General features: G+C 55.4%; 20 protein-coding genes. 9 read left to right on the forward strand and 11 right to left on the reverse strand.

Features of this window, described 5'->3' with window-relative positions:
• Window positions 1-35: 35 nt before the first annotated feature.
• Window positions 36-371 (reverse strand): zinc ribbon domain-containing protein YjdM, encoded by a 336-nt coding sequence (locus tag Q0796_RS00645; RefSeq protein WP_298439197.1) that lies wholly within the window; start codon window positions 369-371, stop codon window positions 36-38.
• Window positions 372-732: 361 nt separating this feature from the next.
• Here Q0796_RS00645 and Q0796_RS00650 point away from each other — a divergent pair, with 361 nt between their 5' ends.
• Genes Q0796_RS00650 through Q0796_RS00660 form a run of 3 tightly spaced genes read left to right on the forward strand, consistent with a single transcriptional unit; the run spans window position 733 to window position 1926 of the window.
• Complete coding sequence (locus Q0796_RS00650) at window positions 733-1167, forward strand: hypothetical protein (RefSeq protein ID WP_298439199.1); 435 nt, start codon at window positions 733-735, stop codon at window positions 1165-1167.
• 46 nt (window positions 1168-1213) lie between these two features.
• Window positions 1214-1591, forward strand: a complete 378-nt coding sequence (locus Q0796_RS00655; RefSeq protein ID WP_298439201.1) for a hypothetical protein — start codon at window positions 1214-1216, stop codon at window positions 1589-1591.
• Entirely contained in the window at window positions 1588-1926 is a 339-nt protein-coding gene (locus tag Q0796_RS00660) for a hypothetical protein (RefSeq protein ID WP_298439203.1), read from the forward strand. The genes Q0796_RS00655 and Q0796_RS00660 overlap by 4 nt, the downstream gene beginning before the upstream one ends.
• 167 nt (window positions 1927-2093) lie before the next feature.
• Here the strand turns inward: Q0796_RS00660 and Q0796_RS00665 are convergent, their stop codons facing one another.
• Together Q0796_RS00665 and torT are read right to left on the reverse strand one after the other, a co-directional pair.
• A complete protein-coding gene (locus Q0796_RS00665) occupies window positions 2094-2345 on the reverse strand; it encodes a PfkB family carbohydrate kinase (RefSeq protein ID WP_298439205.1) in 252 nt (83 codons plus the stop codon).
• 93 nt (window positions 2346-2438) lie between these two features.
• On the reverse strand, window positions 2439-3446 hold the full coding sequence (gene torT, locus Q0796_RS00670) for a TMAO reductase system periplasmic protein TorT (protein ID WP_298439207.1): 1008 nt from the start codon (window positions 3444-3446) through the stop codon (window positions 2439-2441).
• A 181-nt stretch (window positions 3447-3627) separates the two neighbouring features.
• Here torT and torS point away from each other — a divergent pair, with 181 nt between their 5' ends.
• The 4 genes from torS to yidZ all read left to right on the forward strand — a co-directional run bounded on the left by torS (window position 3628) and on the right by yidZ (window position 9380).
• Window positions 3628-6570 (forward strand): TMAO reductase system sensor histidine kinase/response regulator TorS, encoded by a 2943-nt coding sequence (gene torS / locus Q0796_RS00675; RefSeq protein ID WP_298439209.1) that lies wholly within the window; start codon window positions 3628-3630, stop codon window positions 6568-6570.
• Window positions 6571-6787: 217 nt separating this feature from the next.
• Window positions 6788-7069 (forward strand): hypothetical protein, encoded by a 282-nt coding sequence (locus Q0796_RS00680; RefSeq protein WP_298439212.1) that lies wholly within the window; start codon window positions 6788-6790, stop codon window positions 7067-7069.
• Window positions 7070-7249: 180 nt separating this feature from the next.
• Window positions 7250-8449, forward strand: coding sequence for an MFS transporter (locus tag Q0796_RS00685; RefSeq protein WP_298439214.1), 1200 nt, complete (start codon window positions 7250-7252; stop codon window positions 8447-8449).
• Window positions 8418-9380: an HTH-type transcriptional regulator YidZ gene (gene yidZ / locus Q0796_RS00690; protein WP_298439216.1), complete on the forward strand. Its 963-nt coding sequence runs from the start codon at window positions 8418-8420 to the stop codon at window positions 9378-9380. Before Q0796_RS00685 ends, yidZ begins: the two co-directional genes overlap by 32 nt.
• Window positions 9381-9437: 57 nt before the next feature.
• On the opposite strand, the gene Q0796_RS00695 is transcribed toward yidZ, so the two are convergent.
• Window positions 9438-9875 carry a hypothetical protein gene (locus Q0796_RS00695; RefSeq protein ID WP_298439220.1) on the reverse strand — a complete coding sequence of 146 codons (438 nt, stop codon included), beginning with the start codon at window positions 9873-9875 and terminating at the stop codon, window positions 9438-9440.
• Between the two features lie 140 nt (window positions 9876-10015).
• Here Q0796_RS00695 and Q0796_RS00700 point away from each other — a divergent pair, with 140 nt between their 5' ends.
• The gene (locus Q0796_RS00700) at window positions 10016-10348 is read left to right on the forward strand and encodes a PBPRA1643 family SWIM/SEC-C metal-binding motif protein (protein ID WP_298439222.1); all 333 of its coding nucleotides are present in this window, start codon (window positions 10016-10018) and stop codon (window positions 10346-10348) included.
• 60 nt (window positions 10349-10408) lie between these two features.
• On the opposite strand, the gene Q0796_RS00705 is transcribed toward Q0796_RS00700, so the two are convergent.
• The 7 genes from Q0796_RS00705 to Q0796_RS00735 form a co-directional block, all read right to left on the reverse strand.
• A complete protein-coding gene (locus Q0796_RS00705) occupies window positions 10409-10939 on the reverse strand; it encodes a hypothetical protein (RefSeq protein WP_298439224.1) in 531 nt (176 codons plus the stop codon).
• Between the two features lie 112 nt (window positions 10940-11051).
• Window positions 11052-12647 (reverse strand): hypothetical protein, encoded by a 1596-nt coding sequence (locus tag Q0796_RS00710; protein WP_298439225.1) that lies wholly within the window; start codon window positions 12645-12647, stop codon window positions 11052-11054.
• A gap of 280 nt (window positions 12648-12927) precedes the next feature.
• A complete protein-coding gene (locus Q0796_RS00715) occupies window positions 12928-13578 on the reverse strand; it encodes a molecular chaperone TorD family protein (RefSeq protein ID WP_298439227.1) in 651 nt (216 codons plus the stop codon).
• Between the two features lie 348 nt (window positions 13579-13926).
• Complete coding sequence (locus tag Q0796_RS00720) at window positions 13927-14562, reverse strand: DMSO/selenate family reductase complex B subunit (RefSeq protein ID WP_298439229.1); 636 nt, start codon at window positions 14560-14562, stop codon at window positions 13927-13929.
• Between the two features lie 12 nt (window positions 14563-14574).
• Entirely contained in the window at window positions 14575-17076 is a 2502-nt protein-coding gene (locus tag Q0796_RS00725) for a DMSO/selenate family reductase complex A subunit (RefSeq protein ID WP_298439230.1), read from the reverse strand.
• 63 nt (window positions 17077-17139) lie between these two features.
• Complete coding sequence (locus Q0796_RS00730) at window positions 17140-19164, reverse strand: MtrB/PioB family decaheme-associated outer membrane protein (RefSeq protein ID WP_298439232.1); 2025 nt, start codon at window positions 19162-19164, stop codon at window positions 17140-17142.
• A gap of 14 nt (window positions 19165-19178) precedes the next feature.
• A complete protein-coding gene (locus Q0796_RS00735) occupies window positions 19179-20111 on the reverse strand; it encodes a DmsE family decaheme c-type cytochrome (protein ID WP_298439234.1) in 933 nt (310 codons plus the stop codon).
• Window positions 20112-20634: 523 nt separating this feature from the next.
• Between Q0796_RS00735 and Q0796_RS00740 the strand changes: the two genes are divergently transcribed.
• On the forward strand, window positions 20635-21264 hold the full coding sequence (locus tag Q0796_RS00740; protein ID WP_298439236.1) for a hypothetical protein: 630 nt from the start codon (window positions 20635-20637) through the stop codon (window positions 21262-21264).
• Window positions 21265-21380 lie beyond the last annotated feature (116 nt).

The raw sequence follows: 21380 nt of genomic DNA on the forward strand, positions 1-21380 counted from the left end.
AGTGCAATCCGAATCGGCGTAGGCGCTTTGTGCCGCTACGCCCGTTTCACAAACTTAGCGGTCACCATCATCTCGCCAGCGCCGTCCAACTTGCAGTCCAGCTGATGATCCTTGCCATCATTGATGTAGCGGATCACCCCTTTGGTGCCAATTTTCAACACCAGTGAACTGCCCTTCACTTTCAAGTCTTTCGCGAGGGTGATCTTATCGCCCTCAGCCAACAAGGTGCCGTTGGCGTCTTTCACCTTTGGCGTTGCCGCTTCTGCGGTTTCAACCGGATCCCATTCGTACGCACATTCTGGGCAGATCAACTGATTTTGATCTTGGTAAACATACTCAGACTGACAACTGGGGCAAGAAGGTAAAGACATAACAGCAACTTATAAGGGGTGAATGTTGGCGCTATTTTACGGCATTAACCCTTATTGCGAAAAGGCCACGCTGCCACGAAAACATCCACACCGTGGCCAGCCCAACCCGAGTCTCGCCCCGCAGCCGCTCGCCAGCACAAACCTCCGCCAGAAAATCGACAGCCCGCCATAACGGTCACAAAACCACCACAAGACAACAGGAAAGTGATACCCATTACAAAAACCGAGCGCAAAATACTAAGCGGATCACCCTTAATGGCGTCAATTTTGTGACGCGCAACGCACAAGTGGCCGATGAATCTGGTTCGCGCCGAGGTTTAGAGTATATATTCCAGAAAAACCGAGAACGAAGGCACTAAACTTGAAAAAGCTCACTTTGGCAGCACTATTTGCTGCATCAACGGCACTTACCGCCACTGCCGCAGACAGCGAAACGTTAACCTTTTCCCGAGTGATCACCGGCACCTGTGGGGTGACCACGGTCGGTGACACCAGTGGGGGTCTGGTACTGGATGGCAGCGAAACTGAACCTGCTGACATGGTAACGCTGGTTTTTTCTGGCAGCGCGGGCAATGCCTCTTACGACGTTAAAAGCCTAACCTCAACCGGCACCGATAATTTGACTGAAGCGGATCTTAAACTGATGGCCAAAGACAGCGGTTCCGTTTCTCAGGTCACCAGCGCAGTAAACGTTACGGACGCCGAAAGCGTTAAGTTTTACGTGGCCGTTGCCAACGCGGTCACTGCTGCGGGTTCATACGAAGCGTCTGCCGTTATCGAACTGACCTGTTTATAACGGATAGGATCTACCGAGGGAGCCAAGCTCCCTCTTTTAAATCGCGATGAAAACATTTTTCCCAATTCTCCTTGCCGTTATCAGCTGCCACGTGGCGGCCCACAGCCACGGTCCACAACGCTTTGGCGGCAAAAACAATCCCGACCAAGCCGTTACCTTTACCGGCTTGAAAAACGTGCCAATCACCGTCGGCAACCTCAATGATTTTCCGCAGCAATATCTGATCACCGTTAATGATCTTCCGCTGATGGAGACCTCATTCATTGCGAAAAATAATTCCCAGATCGTGCATGTGCCCGTAAGGCTGAAAACCATCGGTAAGGTTGAAACCTTAAAAATTTGCTCTACCAGCATCGCGACTCAAGAATCGGCGTTCAGCACTCGAATTTGCACCCGAGCCAAACTGCTGTGGGTGAAGCCATGAGACTGTTTTTGGCTTGCCTGCTGCTGTCGTCCTCGGCATTGGCCGACACCGTTCGCACCTCCGACGGCGTCACCTGCTCCTTCGATTCTGGTGACACCCCCTATCAGCTTGAAACCTACGTTGATAAGGGCTCCGATCACTACGATGGCTACAACTACGATCAGTCTCAGCGCGAGTCGAATGTTGGCATCAAATTCACCTATAAATTTGGTGGCCCCAAACGCCTGAATTGTGATGCGCTATATCGAATGGAATTGCGCGCCAAAGAAGCCCGATTAAAACAGCTGGAACAACAGATCAAAGCGATGGAGGCGGTGGCCGCGGCGCAGTGGTAGCCCCAAGCAAGCGATGGGATCCCCCATCCACCCATTGCATTCTGGCCTCTTTGGCAGCGCGGATGAACGCCATCGGCTTATTGTTATCTGCTTATGTTCATCTGCCGTTCGCTTTACCCCCTCGCTGACCTCAGCAACACTCCATTTTTCAACCGTTCGCTCGATGCTTATACGGCCAATGAACACCGCTCGAGCCCCGTTTGGCTTGGCGCACTGGCTTGCGCCCCGTTAAAGGTGCCACCTGCAGCCACGGTATCAATCGCATTCACGGCGTGAGTGGGGAGGTTCTTAACCGTTTGATTGCGCTCGGAAACGAATGCCTCTTTAACGCCAAACCAAATAATAACGACGTTGATGCCAAGTGCATGGATCCGCTTGGCGGCTTTACTGGCCGTGGCTGCAATCCGTTCCGCCGGCACCGCCGAGGCTCCTCGCCCGAAGGCAGCCCCACGTGGCCGTCGCCTCACCTTGCAACCGCGCCATCAGGGTAAGTGGTGCGGCAATGGCCGCGATTACGGTTTTGCCGTAACGCTGGGCAAATTCACCCCATACACCGGCCGGAAATCCGGCTCAGATAAGCTGCTGCGAACCCAGTCATCCGCGCTTTGCGGGGTGATCACCATCAACGCTGGGCCAAGGGTGGTTGGCAGTGATTTGCCTTGCAGGTGATCCAAGCCCATCTGCACCGCCATGCGCCCTTGTTCGCGCATGCTGTCGTTGTTGGCCATCAGAATTTTACCCCGCAGCAAACCGCGATACACGGCGTGGGTCATGTAGGTGGCGATCACATCCACTTGGTTACTTAACCCTAAGGCGCGCAGCTCGGCGATCGCCACTTCGGCTGCCACGGCTCCGGCCACAATAAGCTCTGGGGCGGGGTTGTGTTGCAGGTATTGCCGCAACAAACGGCGCTGCACCGCCACGCTGTTGCTGCCATTTAAGGTGCCAATCAGTTCAAAACTGGCGGGAGTGACGCTGGCTAAAATGCCTTGGCGCAGATACAGATCGCCGCCCCGGCCTTTGGGGCCCATCATCAGCAGGGCCTTTACCGGCACAGAGTAGCGCTGGTTGATGAACTCGCCCACTTGCCCCCCCATCGCTTGCCACGAAACCCCAACGCTGGCCACCACCCCGCTGCTGTCCACTTTGTTGATCATCGCCACCGTAGGCGTTTGCGCCACCAAGGTTTCAATATCGCGGTGCAGGCGATGGCTCACGCTGCCCAGCAGCACCACATCGGCGCCCCACTGTTGGCATTTTTTAAACTGCGCCAACTGCACTGGCCAGTTGTGGTAACCGCCCGCTTCCATCACTTTCAGCTGGGCGGCGGCGGCCTGCGCTTGTTCCACCATGCCCTGATTCACGCTCAGCCAGTAGGAATCCTTCATGTGGGGGAACAGCGCGCACAGCTTGGCTGGGCGAACGTTGGCATCCGCACCGGCGCTGGCACTAACACCACCGCCATCAACACCATCAACAACAGCAGCCGCTGCGGCGATGGGCAGCAGCAAGCAAGACAAAAGACCGCAGAGTAAACGAGACAGCATCGTGTTCAGTATTCGATAGCCCAGACAATAGCCAAAGTGTATCAAACGCCAGCGGCTGGCCGGGTCAACGCCGCACAAAACTGTGTGTTGTCGCACTCAAAAATCAGCGCAATATCGTAGAATTACTCCACCTTCTGTAAACGATGCTGCGCCTGTGCAATCCACCCCTGTTTCCCTGTCTATCGCCGCCAAGCTGCTGTTGGCGTTTTTGTTTGTGGCCTCGTTGTCGGGGCTCGCGGCGTGGGTAGGTTGGCTCAGCCTTGATGAGGTGCGCGACCGCCAGCAATCGCTGAACGACGGCGCCATTCCGACCCTGAACCTGTCGCGTTCGGTGGCCGAGCTGGGCGGCCGCGTGGTGTTAAGCGGCCAGTTTCTGTCGCAGGTGAACAACAGCGACGATCTTAACCGCGCCAGTGCCCGCCTGAATCAAGATATGGAGGCGCTGTATGGGCTGATGGAGCAACTGAGCAACTATCAGCCGCAAACCGATCGCCACGCGCTGATCAACAGCGTCAATCAGGTGCAGCAGTCGCTCAACCGCTTAACCCAACAGGTGCAGAAGCGGATCGCCATTGGGGCCAAGTTTGATCGCACCTTTTTAGAGGCCAACCAAGCCTCGCGCACCATCGCCGATCTGGTGGACAGCCAGTTAGCCAACGCCGAAACCGCCATGGTGGCGCGCAGCATCGGCCTGTATCAGCAGCCAAACCAGTTACCGCAACAGGTTGACGATTTGATTGAGCTGGATCTGCTGCAATTGCGCCGCCTCAGCGAACTGCAATACAACGTCATTCAGTTGCGGCAACAGCTGGTTACCCTGCCCCACGTGAAAACCTTTACCGTGGTGCGGCGGCTCAAGCGCCACTACCAAGACAAGCTAGAGCAACTGGCGCTGCAGCTGGGTGATGTGGCCGATCCGGAAAGTCGCAGCGAAATTGCCGCCCAAGTGGATCTGCTGCAACAGGGGCAAAGCCTGTACAACACCCGCCAGTTGCAACTGGGCGAAGCGGTGCGGATGGCTCGACTCAGCAACGATCTGGAACTGCAATTCGATCGCCTCAATCAGGAAGTGGCGGTGGTGCTGCGCGAAGCCAACCAGTTGATCCGCAGCGCCCAGCAGCAAACCGATGCCAGCCACCACCGCGCTCGCTTGCTGCTGCTGTTGCTCGGCGCCATCGCCATGAGCGTCAGTTTTTGGGTGGTGTGGAAGGTGGTGTATCGCGATGTGGTGTATCGGGTGAACTACTTTTCCAGCGCCTTGATGCGCCTAAGCCGTGGCGATCTGTCGGTCACCGTTACCCCCAAAGGCAAAGACGAATTAACCCGCTTGGCCGACGCCATCGCCACCTTTAAGGCCACCGCCATCGCCAAGCAACAAGCGGAACAAGAGCTGCGCTTACAGCACCAACAGCTGGAACAAACCGTGTCTCGACGCACCGCCGAACTGCAGATCGTGAACGACAAGCTCAACAGCGAATTGGCGGTATCGGCCAACGCTCGCGCCGAAGCCGAACAAGCCAGCCGCGCCAAAACCACCTTCTTGGCCACCATCTCCCATGAAATTCGCACGCCGATGAACGGCATCTTGGGCACCGCCGAACTGCTGGGGGATGAACAGCTTAATCCCAGCCAGCGCCGCTTTGTGAATGTGATCCGCCGCTCGGGGGAATCGCTGCTGGATATTCTGAACGACGTGCTCGATTACTCCAAAATCGACGCGGGCCACATCGAACTGGATAACCAACCGTTTGCGCTGGCCACCATGGTCACCGAGGTGCGCGACACCATGGCGGCACGGGCGCAGGCCAAGGGGCTGGATCTGATCATCAACGTCGATCTCAAGCTGGCACTGGCTTACGTCGGCGATCGCAACAAGCTAAAACAGGTGCTGATGAACTTGGTCAACAACGCCATCAAGTTTACCGAACAAGGCAGCATCGCCATTGACGTTGAGCTAACCCAAGTGCATGCCGAACAACACCAACTGCGCTTCAGTGTCAGCGACAGCGGCATCGGCATTCCCAGCGCCAAGCTGGAACGGATATTTGCGCCGTTCCAGCAAGCCCAGCGGGATCACAGCGTCAGCGGCACCGGCCTGGGTTTGGCCATCAGCCAGCGGTTGGTAGAAGCAATGAACGGCAGCTTAAGCGTCAGCAGCCAAGTGGATCGGGGCAGCTGTTTTGAGTTCCAGCTGCGGCTCAGCCGTTCCACCCAATTGCCGCCGCAACACAGCACCGCCATTAACATCCTGCCCAGCCACCACATTTTGGTGATCGAGGATAACCCCACCAATCAATTAGTGATCGAAGGTTTTTTGCGCCGCTTAGGGCAGCAGTTTGACACCGTGGCCGATGTGGCCAGCGCCAAACAACAAGTGCAGCAGCGGCAGTACGATCTGGCCTTAGTCGACATCAATCTGCCCGACGGTGACGGCTCCGAATTACAACGCGGGTTGAAACAAGTGCAGCAACAACGGTTTGCCCATACCCTGCCCTGCATCGCGATGTCGGCGCACGTCTTTAACGAACAGATCAGCGGCTTTATTGAATCCGGTTTTGATGATTTTGTGGCCAAGCCGATCCGCATTGCCGCACTGGCTCAGGTGCTCTCGCGTTACCATGCGCCGCTGCCGCTCAGTACGCCCGCTGCCGCGCCCATTGCCACGACCGAAAGCTCACCCAAATCACCCGCCAGCACGGCAGCGGTTGCTGCCAAGCCAACGGCACCAACACCAGCACCAACACCGGCATCGAGCCCGCACCACACACAGCAGCTCGACACACAGCAGCTCGACACACAGCAACTGCAGCAAGATCTGGGGGTATTAGGGTTAAGCCTGATGCAACGGATGGCGCAACAGTTTGGCGACGACAGCGACGAGCTGTTGCTGCAGTTGGAAAGCGGCGGTGATTGGCGGCAACTGTTGCACCGATTAAAAGGGGGCGCGGCCTCGGTAGGGTTAATCCAGTTAAGCCAGCACTGCGCCGCACTGGAACAGCAACCGGCACAAACCGACGCAATCGCGCCTTTAATCGCCTTGCAGCAGCAAGGGCTGGCGGCGTTGCAACAGTGGTTAAGCGCCCAGAATAACCGCTAACCCCCTCGGGGGCAGCGCGGTTGCAACGCGCGGCGATTCGCGGCTGGCCGTTCACCGCTCAGCGCCCGTCAGCACCGATTAACCATCGCTAATTGATGGGGTTTTGTTACCATTGCCCGCACGATAACCACAGCCCGCCCTGACCGCTTAATTGCCGCAGCGCTGGCGCACAACACCCTGTGGCTGCTCGTTCACATCGTTAACCGTAGGATTTTGGATGAACATCGATAAAGCGAAAAAACGCATCGCCAAGCACGTAAAAAAAGGCTTTAAAGGTTACCCGCAAATCACCCTGACCTACTTTGGTAACAGCGCCGATTGCGCCACCGAGGTGGCGATTGAATTTATCCTTGCCGAAGGCACTCCCGCCCAAGAGCAACGCTTTGCCAGCCAAACCGACGCGCGCGAAGATGAAACCATTCAATCCACCTTGGTGAAGATCATCGATCGAGCCGAAGTCAGCTCGGTACTGCAAACCGAAGGGGTGGTGCTGCGCTAACGAGCGTGGGCACGTTACCGCCAGCGTCACTCACGCCAGCTGACATGACCCTGCCCGCGCCTTGGTGCGCGCCCCAAGCCAACGGCGATGTCGCCAGCCGACATCGCTGTTGTCGCCAAAACCACTCGGCTGCCTCTGCCTAAGCGCCTATCCTCCTCGTTATCAACTAACGAGGTCTTTATGTTCCGTTCTTTACTGTGTGCCAGCGCCCTAGTCTTGCTTTATCCCACCGCCATTGATCTGTATCTGGTGGGGTTGCCTAACATTGCCACCGCCCTTGGCGCCAGTGAAGCGCAGCTGCACATGGCCTTTTCGGTGTACCTTGCCGGCATGGCCGCCAGCATGGCGGTGGCGGGTCGGGTTTCGGATCAGCTGGGGCGCAAACCGGTTGCCATTGTTGCTGCGGTTATCTTTATGGCGGCATCGCTGTACGCTGCCCAAGCCCTGCACAGCAGCGCCTTCTTATGGGCTCGACTTGGCCAAGGCATTGGCGCAGGGGGCTGTTACGTGGTGGCGTTTGCGATACTGCGCGACACCTTAGCAGAGCCACAACGGGCGAAGGTGCTGACCATGCTTAACGGCATCACCTGCATCATGCCGGTGTTGGCCCCCGTGCTGGGGCATTTGATCATGCTGCAACAACCGTGGACCGCGCTGTTCTACACCATGGCGGCGCTGGGCGCGGCAGTGGTGGTGCTGGCGCTGCTGGTGCTCAACGAAAGTCGGCCTGGGCCGCTCACGGCCACCAACACCCCATCCGCCCCAGAACAACGCTCTGAATCGTTCCTTCAGGCCCCTTTCATCCGCTTTTTGATCATCACCTCGTTCGGGGTTACTGCCATTCTGACCTACGTAAATGTGTCGCCGCTGCTGCTGATGCAACAGTTGGGGTTCAGCCGCAGTGACTACGCCAGCGTCATGGCCGCAACGGCGCTGATCAGCATGATGGTGTCTTTCTCGGCGCCGTGGTTACTCGGCCGCGTCGGCGAACGCCCACTGTTGCTGCTCAGCCAAGTCAGCTTTATTGGCGCGGCATTGCTGTTGCTTATCGGTTCAAGTAACAGCACCCTGTTGGTCGCGCTGGCGTTGATCTGCGCGGGTTTTGCCTGCGGCTTTGGGGTGGCAATGAGCCAAGCGTTAGCGCCCTATCAAGCTCGGGCTGGGGTGGCCAGTTCGTTGCTGGGGATCGCCCAGATCTGCAGCAGCGCCCTGTACATATGGCTGCTCGGCTGGCTGCAAGTCAGCGCCAGCACCATGCTGCTGGTTATTCTGGCCGGAGGTGGCGTTATCAGCCTTGGCTTCTTACTATGGCCGCTATCCCCTGCCCCCGTTACGGCGACCGCGAACAATGAAAAAATCTCTGGCACCGCTGGATCTTAACCTACTGCTTACGTTGCAACTGCTGCTGCAGGAAAACAGCGTGAGCCACACGGCGAAGAAGCTCAACGTCACCCCGTCCACCGTCAGCAAATCCCTGAATAAGCTGCGGCTGTGGTTTGCCGATCCGCTGTTTGTTAAAACCCCATTGGGGCTGCGGCCAACGCCATTAGCGCAATCGATTGAGCCGGAACTGGCCGAATGGCTGCAAATCGGCAGCCAAATTTTAGCCAAACGCAGCGATGCCAAACCGAAAGAGGTGCGGCTGCAACTGCAGATGGAATCGCCGCTGCAGTTGATCAAGATGAATGAGTTATTGCAGCTGGCGCAGCAACATTATGGTGATGCCACGGTGAAGATCAGCAACTGGGATTACGATTCCGTTGACGCCATTATTCGAGGCGAGGCGGATCTGGGGTTCAGCGGCCGCGAAATTCACCCTCGATCCAAAGAGTCGTTGGCGCTGCTGCCCTACTTTATCGATCACGAAATCTTATTTACCGATCTGCCGCAGGTGTATCTGCGCCGTGACCATCCGGCGCTGTCGCAGCCGTGGGATCTGGCGGCCTTTTTACGCTACGACCACATCAACATTCTGTGGGAAAAAAGCGACACCTGGGCACTGGACGAGGTGCTGGCCGAAGCCGGCTTAAACCGTCGGGTTACGGTTACGGCATCCAGCTTTGAACAATCGCTGTTTTTGGCGGCTCAGCCTGATCAACAGCGGCTCACCACCGCCCCCGCTTACTGTCGCCATTATTGCCAGCAGCTGCATCCGGATTTAGTCACGCTGCCGTTGCCGCTCACTCCGCCCCAGTTGCAACTGCTGGAGATCTCGTTCGCGATGTTGTGGCATAAGCGCAATGGTCATAACCCCAAAGTGCAGTGGTTAAAGCAAACGGTGCGGCAGCTGTATCAGCCTCTGGGCGCATAAAAAAAGGGGCTGCGGATGCAGCCCCGGTTCATAAGGAAATAAGCGCGTTAGCACGGATCACATCTGGCAAGCCGTTTGCGCCTGACGCTGGCACATCGCTTCGCTGTGTTGGCTAGATTCACTGCTTAGGCAGTAATCCACCCGTACTGTCGCCTGCGATGGCAAGGCAACTTGATGAGCCGCCTGCCACTGCAACTGCGATAACAGCTTCTTGGTTTCGGTCAAAAAGACCCGTTTCGACGTGCCTAACACCACCGATTCCGCCATGGTGACTTCGGTGATGCTGGCATCCGCAGCCAACCTCAGTTGAAACACGCCACAACCTCGGCTCATCTTTTGCGCCAACGCCTTCGGGTATTGCGGCGCGGGTTGCTCACTGAGCTGCCACTGCGATTGCTGTGACTGCGCCAATTGATTGATCTGCACATCAGCAAAAATCGATTTTGCCTGCGCGAACATCGGCAGACAGGCGATTAACATCACTGCTTTTTTCATCCTCGATCCCTGTGTTTATTGTGGCTACCTTTACTCAAACGATACCGCCCCAAACATAAGTGCAATTAACAACCGTTGCAGCCTAGGGCAATAAACGGTATAACCCTGCGCCCAGCATCCGTTTCAACATAGGCACGCTCATGTCCAAGTTCTTCTATAAAGGCAAAATTGAAAAGAAACCAAAACACGAAAGTTTTGGTTATAACACCAAGCGTGAAGCCAAACTGGGCAGCACCGACAACCCGCTGACCCTGCAAGTTGCCACCACGGAGCGCTTGCACGAACTGACGGCCATTGTGGCGGAGCAGGAGCTGGTTGCGAACATCACGGTGGTGGCTGATGAACCAGAGCAAACCGCCGAGCTGGATGTGCTGATCAACAAAAACACCACCGTCACCTCAGAGAAAACTCCTGGCCGCAACGATCCTTGCCGCTGTGGCAGTGGTAAAAAATACAAAAAGTGCTGCGGTTAACCGCTGCGCTAACGCCACAAAAAACGGAGCCATCGGGCTCCGTTTTTTTGTGGCGGCAATTTACACTGCGGCTGCTTGGCTGGGATCGGCGCTGGTTAAGCCGTTAAAGCGCAAGAGGCTCCAGAACGCCACCAGTGGCGACACCAACACCGACAACACCCCGCTCCAAACCGCTTTAAAAGCGATCATCTGCGTGCCCGTTACCGCTTCCGCACCGCTCAGTTGCAACAAAGCCACCATCGGTAACGCCGCGAAACACACGCAGAACAGCCCCAACACCAAGCCGAAGCGGCCCGTTGTCCAGCGCAGCCAAGATCCGGCTAACACCCCAGGCACAGCAATCGCTTCCACTTTACCGTGCTGCAGTTGCTTCTTAATCAGCGCCCCAGCAATTAAGGCCACCAGCAACGGCAGCAGCAGCCCCGACGCCAGTAGATCTCCGCCAATGCTGTGCTCGCCCCACAGCGGCACCAAGGCCATCGAACTGAACAACAGCCAGCCGATCCCCGCGTTTAACAGGGTATTAAACAGCACGGCCCCAATGCCGTTGTCGATGAAGATGAATTTTCGTTGTGCCGTGGTAAGCGCCATAAACCGTTCCTTGGATAATGAAGGGATCGATAAGCTTGCGCGAACAAGCCTTGGGACACATTACCGCTGTGTCAGCACCTAACATCGTTCGCAGGCGCTAAAAGGCCACTGTTTAATGCTCAGTATTGGTTGTGAAATCAGCCGAATAAGCGCTGATGGCGGGCTCTGGCTGTTTGTGGCGGCGCAAGCTGGCGGCCCGCGCGGGATCAAAGTTAACCTGCACCGGCTGGCCATCAATCAATAATGGCCGGGCCAAACTGGCCTGAACCACTTGCGCCAACGATTGCCCCGCCAACACATCGGTGGCAAAACATTCGGTGCCACCCGCCGAATGCACCAAGCGTTGACGTTTATCCAGCGCCTGCTGTTGATGCTGCTGCAATACCGTGCGTTCAGTTACGATCGCTTCAAAATTGCTGCAAGTAAGCACCTTTTGTTCGATTATCTCTACCCCATCACGTTGCAAATTGGCGCGGGGATAACGGCCACTCAGGTTATCACTGGAGGCCAAGCCGATTTTCCAGAAACGCTCACCCGTGTCGATTTCAACAAAGGTAAGCCAATACAGCACCCGCCGTTTATACAGTTCATCGGGATTGTGTTCAGCCAAACGCAGCAAGCTTTTAATGTGCCAATGAAAGCCGGTGCACTCTGGGCAGCTGGCGCCTTGCTTGATGATGTCACTCAATGGGCGCTGATAACGGTGGCCTTGATCGCACTGCATCTGCACCGCGTAACTTAATACCGCTCGTTGCTGCCAGGTCTTCTTACTGTGCGCTATTGGCTTGCCCCAACCATCCAGCCACTGTTCCACCTTCGAACCCGGCAGTTTCTGTTGCAGTTCCTCGGTACGCTGCTGATAGGTTGCGGCGGTATCGTGGCAAGCCGGGCACGGGATGGCCGGGCGTTTGTTCAGTAACAGGTGGCTGCGAAGATCGTAATACGCAGAGCGAGACAGCAAATAACCGCACTCGATGCACTCCATCAACACCTTGCTGTCGGCACCGTGCCAACCATTGGCATGACAACTTTGCGCCTGCTGCGGATCGTAGCCATCGGGCAGGACACGATACTCCGATCCTGCCGCTTCGATGGTGGCAAAACGGTAGCCATCCAGCTGAAACAGATCATAGAACTCGCGGCCATCACGGCTGTGTTCCAGCTGATCGCTTAACTGCGCTGCTTTCACGCTGGCGCAATAGTGGCAATGCACGGCTCCGTCACGAAACAGGTGGTTCAATGGCTGCACCACTTTTTTATTGCCGCACTGAGTGCAGTTAAATTGCAGTTCCAGCCACCGTTCTTTCTCCAACAGCTGCAATCGCTGGCACTGCTTATGGTGATCAAACTTGGCTCTCACGTGGGCCAACAAAGCCTTTTTATTGGCAAAGTACGCCCCCTTGATGGTGTAGCCCTTAGACCCCGCAGCAGGGGTTGCCGCTGCGGGTGCTGGCCGACATTGGGCACAGTATTGATTCAAGTTTTTGGCTGGGTGTACCACCAGATCCCGCGCCAAATAGCCGCTGTGGTTGCCGCACTGAGTGCAGCGCAGCGTGGCTAAGGTGGTATTGGTGATGGTGTTGTCCGCGACGCTGGCTTCGTCCAGCGCCACCAACTGCATCTTTCCGGCACGGTTGTGGCTGGCAATCAGCGCCGTGAGCTCTTGCGCGGTGGTGGCCAACACTTTGCGGCGGTAGGTCATTGTCATTGGTGGGTTCACTCTTTGGCGGCAATCGCCGTGATGGCATTTCAAATGGGCTTAAACCCGCGCATGCCCACAAGGGGCTTTGCCGCGTACCTAAGCTGCAGCCGTTGCTCCATAACCACCGCACTTTGTTGTGGCAGCGATGGTAATTTCATTCTCGGCAAAGACCAAAAGATCGCCGCGATGGCCAAGCCAAACTGTGATCTGCCCCCCCACGTGAAGCCCAAGGCAAGATCAAAAAAAAGAGGCCGAAGCCTCTTAGTTTTTTTTGCACGCAACCGATTTACTGAAACAACTGCAGTTGCAACGCTTCAACCTGCAATTGTTGCTGCAGATCCCCAAGCACCGAATCGGTTAGGAGGGCGATGCCTTGGTAGTAATCGCTTTGCGCCTGCGCTTGCATGATCGCCAGAAAACGGCCTGACCACGGCAACAGATGCTCTGCCAATAGCACGTTCAGCGCCGCCAGCGCATGGCCATTTTGCTGTTTGGCTTCGTCCGCCAGCAAGGCGGAAATGGCCGACAACACCAAGCCGATGTGATCCACCGGTTCGTTGGTTTGGGTTTCAACCAAGATCCCGTGGTGCTGATAAAACTCAGCCAAGGCGATGGTTGAAGGGCCACACAACAAGCGTTTTTCATGCAGGTAAGGCGAGCCCCACGGGATCGCTTTGATTTCACTGGGGCCAACAAACAGCGCCATATGATCTCGCTTTATCTCGCTCAGTAGGCTGTCGTTATCCAACTGCAAGGCGCTGGTCAGTTTATTCAACCCCGCTTGTCGTGGCTCGGCACGGCCGGTTTGCGGCCAGCTGTGCTCAATGCCAGTGGCACGAAACTGATCCAACAGGCAATCGCTTGGCTCGAAATACAGCGCGTGATACAGCACGTTGCATTGAGCTTGGAAGTCCTGAATTTGAGCTTGGGTCAACACGATATCAATTCCTTTCACGGATCCTATGGGGATGAAACAAGGTTGCAGGCAGTTTGATGTTGGCTCTTGCCATCCACAGCGATGAGTTCACTCGCATGCTCACTTACCGCAGCAGCGATGTCGCCTTTGATCTACCACCGCATTGGAGGTGCCCAGCGCAGCGTTTTGGGTGCCGACCTAAGGCAAAGGGGATTCCAAAGAGGCGAAGCTCCCTTTGGGTGCCGTCGCCACCGCGACATTCCCCCATCAAAGCAAACTCGCTGCACAACGCCAAAGGCGATAACGCATTCGGCGCCGCAACAGTAAAAGATACAACATCAAACAAGGGGCCAATGGCCCCCGAACGCGTTACACTTCCGCGTGGTTCAACACTTCACCCGCGGCCGAACCGCTGGCTTGGCTTAAGCGGTTCTTAGCGATCAGCAGGTTCGGGTTGGTGATGTTGGAGTTTGGCAGCGGTGCCACATCCGGCTGTGCAGCCGTCGGGTACTTGGCGCGCAGGTTATCCATGGTGTCGTAATCCAATGCTCGCATTGGGCAGGATTCAACACAGGTTGGCTTTAAGCCTTGGGCAATGCGGTCGTAACAGCCATCGCACTTGGTCATGTAGCCTTTGGCGTGATCCATCTGCGGCGCATCGTATGGGCAAGCGCGGGCACAGCTTTCGCAGCCAATGCAGACGTTTTTGTCTACGTGCACCAAGCCGTCTTCACGGCGCTTGTGCATGGCACCGGTTGGGCACGCTTTGGTGCACGCTGGCTCGCTGCAGTGGTTACAGCTGATTGAGGTGTAGTAAGCAAACACGTTTTGGCTTACGACGCCGTTTTCATCTTTGTTCCAGGTGCCACCGCCGTATTCATAGACGCGACGAAAGTTAACCCCCACTGGCAGATCGGAGCGATCTTTGCAGCTTACCTGACAGGTTTTACAGCCAGTACACTTACTGGTGTCGACAAAAAAGCCGTACTGTTTATTGCTAGACATCATTCGCTCCTATTAAGCCTTTTTGATCTCAACACGGTTGGTGTGTTGGCCATTACCTTTCGACACTGGGGTGGGACGCTGTGAAGTGACGGTGTTCAAACAGCCGCCGGTATCAATGCCGCTGTCGTTGAACTTAACCCAAGCGCCTTGGCCCAATGCGGTTACGCCAATCATGATCCGTGGGGTTACTTTCACCGGCAGTTCAATGGTGCCGCGATCGTTGTAAACGTGAACCAAATCGTTGCTGCTCAGGCCACGTTCGGCGGCATCAACCGGGTTCATCCATACCGCATCCTGTACCGCTTCACGCAGCCACGGCACGTTGTGGTAAGAAGAGTGCGCGCGGCCTTTGGTGTGGTAGCCGTGCAGCTGCAATGGGTACTTGGCGATCTTATCCGCTTCGCCATCAATGGCGCTGTTCTCTTGGTAGCCATCCCAGGTTGGTACGTACTTCGGCAGCGCCGAAATCACGTCACCGGCGGCGAGGGTCCACGTGTCTGCCATGGTTTGCAGCTCGGTAGAGAACATCTCGATTTTGCCCGATGGGGTGCCCAATTTATTGGCCACCGGATCGTTGCGGTAATCCTCTAGCACGATGTAAGAGCCGTTTGGCAGGTACTTACGGAAGATCCCCTGCTCCATCATGACCGCTTTGCTTGGCAATTCTGGGGTCGCATTCTGCGCCGTAGCGTAGAACTCGGCACGCCATTGATCCTTGCTTTTGCCTTCCGTGAACTGCCCTTCAACGCCCCACTGCTTAGCCAAGCCTAAGGCGATGTCGTAGGCATCACGACACTCCCACATTGGGCCAACGGCAGAAGACATCTGCACCAAGGTGCCAACATCGCCGGCGGCGTAGGATTGGTTCACCAAGTCGTCTTCCGCTTCCAGCCACGAGATGTCCGGCAGCACGATGTCGGCCCATTCCGCCGATGGGGTCATCCAGTTGTCGATCACCACAATCAGTTCACACTTGCTGTCGTCAGACAGGATGCGCTTGGTTTCGGTGGTGTCAGAGTGCTGGTTGATCAGCGCGTTACCGGCGTAGTTGATGATCGCTTTGATATCAACGCCAAGCTTGCCGTCGCCGTTGGCGTCTTTATCCTCATCGGCCAAGATCACGCCGTCTTTCAGTACCGACATGTTTTTGCCGTCTTCAATGGCTTGAGTCCAAGTGAAGAACGAGATCTTTTTGTTTACGGTGCTGAGGTTGCCCAGTGTCGGCATCTTCGGTGCCGTTAGCGAAGAACCAGAACACAGGCCACCGTTGTTGGTGCCAGAGCGGCCAACTGCGCCCACCAGCAGCGGCAACATGTAGCAAGCACGGGTGTTGTTTTCACCGGCGGCTTGACGAGACAGCGAGGCGGCAATGTGCACAAACGGGGTGCTGGCGTTGGCAAATTCGCGGGCTAAGGTGCGAATGTCGTTGGCGGGTACGCCACAGATCTTCTCTGCCCATTCTGGGGTTTTGGCGGTGTTATCTTCGCCGTTGCCCAAGATGTGCTCAGAGTAAGACAGGCCCTTGCCTTGGTATTCCGCGGGCATGGTGCTGTCGTCAAAACCCTGTACGTAGGTATCAAGGAAGGCTTGATCGTGCAGGTTTTCGCTGATGATCACGTAAGCCAAGGCTTCCGCTAAGGCCGCATCGGTGCCCGGACGAACCGGCACCCATTGATCCTCTTTACCCAAGGCCGAATCGGTGTAACGCGGATCGATGATCACGCACTTAAACTGCTCGGTTCCCGCAGCGCGAGCGCGTTGCTTAGCTTGGATGATGTTCAAGTAATCGTAAGATTCACCGGAACCCGACATGCGGATCTCTGATGGGTTGTGGCCAATCATCAACACAAAGTCAGAGTTCTTCATCTCGGAGTTGGAAGAGCCCTTCCAGCCGTATTTGGCCGCACCAAAGGTGTACTGCGAGGCTTTATACAGCTGCGCCCACGAGTAATCACCGTAGCTGCCCATGTAGCCGCCCATGATGTTCATCAGGCGGAACAGACACTGCTTCCCGGTAAAGTGGTAACCGGCGCCCGAGTTGTAGGTAAAGTGGGTACATTCTGGCCCATGTTCACCGCGCAAACGCGACAGTTCAGACGCCACGGTGCTCAGCGCTTCATCCCAGCTGATGCGCTCAAAGTTGCCGCTGCCACGAGGGCCAACGCGCTTCATTGGGTACTTTAAGCGGTCGTGTGCGTATACGCGCTTACGCAAAGAGCGGCCACGCAAACAGGCGCGCACGTTCTGATCCACACCGTACTCATCCTTTTCGCCTTCGCGGGTGAAGTCGGTTTCGATGCGGGTGATGGTTTGCTGACCATTGACATCACGGGAGAACACCCGCACTGGGCAGTTAGAGCCACAGTTCACCAAACAAGCCGACCAGTTCATCTTTTCGTTTACTGGGGTTGGCGTGGTTGGCGCGGTTGGCTTGCTCGATTCAGAGCTGCAGCCAGTAACCACGGCGGCGGCGCTCATGGTGGCGCTCATTTTCAAAAAATCGCGGCGTTGCATAGGTTAAAACCCTCTAATCAAATGGGCGGCGTAACCGCCCATGTCTCGTTTACACGAAGACGCTCACAAGGAAATGGAATAGGTCAGCATCAGCAGATGCGCGTTGTAGTTGTGATCTAAGTCACCCAAGGTGCGCAGGCCGCTAACGGCGTTGGTGGCCACGCTTTGGTAGTCGCTGTCGTTTAAGCGTTCGTAGCGGTAATCCAGCTTGACGGCGCTGCGCTGCGACAGCTGGTAACGGCCCCACAGGTTGACGCTGTGGCTGACGCTTTGGTAATCGTCAAAGCCACCGTGATCCGCCGCCGAGTTGTCGGCGTCAGAGCTGGAATCGGCGTAGGCGTAATCAACCCCAGCGCTTAGCTCGTCGCGCCACAGCTGGGCCACTTCAGCACCGGCACCCAGCGTGATAAAGCGATCGTCGATGTCGCCCTGCCACTGGCCGTTGTATTCGCCCTGCTGCTGGGAATCGATCCACTGCTGGGCAGCAAAGCCATACAGGCTGCTGTGTTGGCTCAGCTGGTAACTGGCGCTGAACTGATATTGGCTATCGCGGGATTCGGTTAGGCCAATGTTGGTGTTGTGGTAGTCGTCTTGGGCCAGTTTGGCGGTCAGTTCTAACGCCAGTTTGGCGTTGGGCTGATGGCTTAGCTTCAGCTCGGTGTGGATGCGGTTGCGATCCGCCAGATAGTACTTACGCAGCAACTTATTGCTTTGGGTTGAGGTCACGTCGTTGGCTTCAAACTGAGAGCCATCGCGCTGCTCGGCACCGGCGGTGAAGCGCAGCTGCCACGTGTCAAAGCCGCGGTAGTTGGCGCTGGCCCACAGGCTGTTGGTGATTACCGCTTCTTGTTGGCCAAGACCGTCGCTTTGGTGTTGATCATCGCGCTGCCACTGATAGCCCGCATCAACACGCAGATCCGCATCAACTCGGTAGTTGGCGCGCAATTTGGCTTGTTGACGTTCGCTGTCCAGCAGCACGTTTTGCTCTACCACCCCGCTTACGCCGTCGTAATCGAAACGATCTTTGGCAAAGGCGTGTACCGAGCTGTTGTTGTTGCGCTCGCGCTGGTTCACGCTGGCTTGCAGCCGCAGCTTTGGCGACACCATGGTGGTGTAACGCAGCAGCAGATCCTGGGTGTCAACTTCGCCATCCCAGTTGCTGATTGGGCTGGCGGCAACGTTGTGCAGTTGGTCGTCTTGGATCATGCGGCCCACAGCGATGCGACCATCAAACTGGCCCAGCTCGGTTAGGTAGTTGCCCGACAGCTGCAGCTGGTGCGCTTGGTTATCTGGGGCGGCGGCGTACAAGCTGCCAAAGGTGTTGTGGAACACCTCACCCTGCTGGTTTTCAAATTGCGACCCTTGGTAAGCCAGCTTGGCCTGCCAATCGCCGCCATTTAAGGCTGCGCTGGCCGCCAGTTGATCCGTGCGCTGATCAACCCGCGCCGCCAACTGCTGTACCGATACGCCATCCACCGTGTGAGTGCCGTAGGTTAAGCCTTTGGCCTGCTGGCCGGTTTTCTTTTCGCTGGCCACGCTCAACTCGGTTTGCAGCGGCAAACCAAATACGTGAAGCCCTTGGCCTAACGCCAACCCCAGCTGCTGGCGTTTCAGCTCCAGTGCGACGTCGTGTTCAGCGCCAATCACCAGTTGGTTACCCACTTGGTCAAGATTGGTGCGGGCGGCGGTGCTGTCGACGTGATAGAACTGACGCAGACTAACGTTGGCGCTGAAATCGTCCTTGCTCAGCGTGGCATTGGCATCGCCGTGCTCTAAGCCCAAACCTTGCGCCTGTGCCTGCAACTGCCAACCTTGGTTATTGCGCTGCTGCACCGTGCCATCAATCGCAACGGTGGTGCCGTTGCCATCGATCCCAAGGGCATTGCTGGCGTGGGCGTCATCAACGTTTGCGGTCAGGCTGTTCAGCGCCAATTCCGCGCGCCAACCGTTCCGGTTGCTGCACTTTTTGCACTGCCATTTGTCAAAATTCACCTTGTGGGTATTGGCGGCACCAACCCCAAAATCAGTTGCGCTTACCGGTGCCGCAGCAGCCGCTAAAATCGCTAAGGTAATCAGGTTCTTGTTCATCGTGATCTCCTTGCTTAGCGCTGCAGCGCTTGGCCTTGCGGATGGTTAGAGCCATGGATCTGGTTGTGGCAGTTCAAGCAGCTGCCACCGGCGGTAAAGGCGCTGTCGCCGTTATCGCTGTATGGGCGCTGGCTGTGCACGTTGCCAGCGTGACATTGCTGACACAGCAGTGGTGCCCGCACTTTCAGCAGATCGTCATTCACGCTGCCGTGGGCGTCGTGGCAGTTGGCGCAGTTGTCGATAACCGGCTGGTGCTCCCACAGGAATGGGCCCCGTTTCTCGGCGTGGCAGTTGTAGCAGCTGTCGTTCACGGTGATCTCGGTCAGGGCGCTGTCGTTCATGCTGCCGTGCGGGTTGTGGCAGTCGCTGCACAGCATCTCGCCAGACTCAATTGGGTGGCTAGAACGCTGATGCGACTTCATCTTCTGCTCGGTGTGACAGGCCAAACAGGTGTCGTTTTGAGTCACGGGGTTGAGCACCGGATCTTGCGCGGCATGGACGCTGTGACAGCTGGCGCAGGTCACTTCTTCCATGTTGTGGGTAGAGGCGTGCCAGCTCATGCGTTCGGCGTCTTGGTGACAGCCCATGCACACCGAGTTTTGCGCCGCAACCGAGGCACTGGCGTTGGCACCAAAGTCCAGCATTGGCTCTTTGCCGCCGCGATTGTGTTTGCCTTGCGGGCCGTGACAGGCTTCGCACTGCAAACCGGCCATCGGGCTGTTGCCGTTAGCTTGGCCGTGGACACCATCAAAAATGGCCATTACTTTTTGGTTTTTCTTGTGGCACATCAAACAGCTGTCTGCGCCTTTTTTCGAATACTGACCCTGCTCAAACTTGGCAGTTAAGGTGGCCATTACTTGTTGTGGATCTTGCTGACTCCACGGGGCGGCGCTAAGGCCAACACTGGTGCTAACCAGCAGTAATGCAACAAACAGACGACGTTTCATCCGAGTAACTCTCATCAGTTAAATTCAAGATCTGAGCGACTCAGATCTTTTCCGATAAGGGCAGATTACGGATCAGGTATGAACAGGTGGTGCCAACCTATGAACGGGTTAAGGCAAGTTGTGAAAAGTTATGAACAACCGCAACAAAAGTGCCGAACGGATCACACTTTAGCGCCCCAACAGCCTGCCATGGCGGCGATTTAAGCTGCCAAATTGTGATCTTATACCCACAAATAAGTAGCAAAAACACCGAGCGAGTGGTGGAGCTGGGGAGTTTTAGCAACCGGGATTTCTGATGCGGCGATTATGTCTGTGGTAAGGCGCATCAGTAATACACCTCTGTCTTCTTTTGTTATCGAAGCAGCGCTTGGGTTGAGCGATATTCAGGGGTAGTCTACTGACTATGATGGTGGGTTTGATCGTCACCAAATAGTGACATTGTGATAAAGGTGCCAATCGTTGCTGCAAGACTAGAGACGTTGGCTTCGTAATAAGCGGTTAGGGCTATAGTAAGGTTAAGCATATGAATTGCTGGGATGCAGATAAATTCAAAGATGATATTGGCTCTCAAATATCAAAATTCAATTTATTGTTTTTATCCGACGTTTCTTCTCTTTTAAGTAACCCCAATGGAGATCGTAAGATATCGATGAGAGCCATAATTTCTCTCGATATACCTAAGATTAAAAGTTCACTTCTTCAAGTAATTAATGATATTGAGAATAATATAAAATTAAATGCAATAATGCTTTTAGCTGAACATAACTACACTGAAATTGAAGCCAAAGAGTACTTATCAAACTATTTTTATTCCGGCTTTATCAAATCACTAATACTCAATGAACTTAACTTAACTTTAAACCTTCTAAATGAGTTAACTGTTTTAGCTGTATCTCACCTAAACACATTGGAAACCAATTCAGGTTTAGGTGGTTTTCTTCGTGGTTTATTTAAAGGATATACAAATCCAACTGACGGCGTTTCTCATGTATTTGGGCAAGGTTCAATGCAAATAGAAGTTAACTCAAGCACTAAAGGCTTTAATAGCGCTGCTGCTTTAGTTGGGCAATCGATTGATACAGTTTCTAATTCCTTGCATAATGTCATACTCGAAAAATGGAACAACTTTGGAGCTATGTTGGAAGAAATTTAGCTCTAACAAGTTGCTTAAACGGACAAAAAACAGCTGGCTTTTGCTCGTTCCTCGCTAAATTTAGCCAGCTACTTTATTGCCGCTTAGCAAAGCGTTAGCCAGACAAGGATATCTCG

Origin of the sequence: uncultured Ferrimonas sp. (assembly GCF_947489035.1) — a bacterium.
Classification (GTDB): domain Bacteria; phylum Pseudomonadota; class Gammaproteobacteria; order Enterobacterales; family Shewanellaceae; genus Ferrimonas.

Coding starts and splice junctions, on each gene's coding strand:
- Q0796_RS00680 (WP_298439212.1), top strand. CDS start 6,788: ATGAACATCGATAAAGCGAAAAAACGCATCGCCAAGCACGTAAAAAAA.
- Q0796_RS00740 (WP_298439236.1), top strand. CDS start 20,635: ATGAATTGCTGGGATGCAGATAAATTCAAAGATGATATTGGCTCTCAA.
- Q0796_RS00700 (WP_298439222.1), top strand. CDS start 10,016: ATGTCCAAGTTCTTCTATAAAGGCAAAATTGAAAAGAAACCAAAACAC.
- Q0796_RS00685 (WP_298439214.1), top strand. CDS start 7,250: ATGTTCCGTTCTTTACTGTGTGCCAGCGCCCTAGTCTTGCTTTATCCC.
- Q0796_RS00695 (WP_298439220.1), bottom strand. CDS start 9,875: ATGAAAAAAGCAGTGATGTTAATCGCCTGTCTGCCGATGTTCGCGCAG.
- Q0796_RS00735 (WP_298439234.1), bottom strand. CDS start 20,111: ATGAAACGTCGTCTGTTTGTTGCATTACTGCTGGTTAGCACCAGTGTT.
- Q0796_RS00725 (WP_298439230.1), bottom strand. CDS start 17,076: ATGCAACGCCGCGATTTTTTGAAAATGAGCGCCACCATGAGCGCCGCC.
- Q0796_RS00660 (WP_298439203.1), top strand. CDS start 1,588: ATGAGACTGTTTTTGGCTTGCCTGCTGCTGTCGTCCTCGGCATTGGCC.
- Q0796_RS00645 (WP_298439197.1), bottom strand. CDS start 371: ATGTCTTTACCTTCTTGCCCCAGTTGTCAGTCTGAGTATGTTTACCAA.
- Q0796_RS00730 (WP_298439232.1), bottom strand. CDS start 19,164: ATGAACAAGAACCTGATTACCTTAGCGATTTTAGCGGCTGCTGCGGCA.
- Q0796_RS00710 (WP_298439225.1), bottom strand. CDS start 12,647: ATGACAATGACCTACCGCCGCAAAGTGTTGGCCACCACCGCGCAAGAG.
- yidZ (WP_298439216.1), top strand. CDS start 8,418: ATGAAAAAATCTCTGGCACCGCTGGATCTTAACCTACTGCTTACGTTG.
- Q0796_RS00705 (WP_298439224.1), bottom strand. CDS start 10,939: ATGGCGCTTACCACGGCACAACGAAAATTCATCTTCATCGACAACGGC.
- Q0796_RS00720 (WP_298439229.1), bottom strand. CDS start 14,562: ATGTCTAGCAATAAACAGTACGGCTTTTTTGTCGACACCAGTAAGTGT.
- Q0796_RS00655 (WP_298439201.1), top strand. CDS start 1,214: ATGAAAACATTTTTCCCAATTCTCCTTGCCGTTATCAGCTGCCACGTG.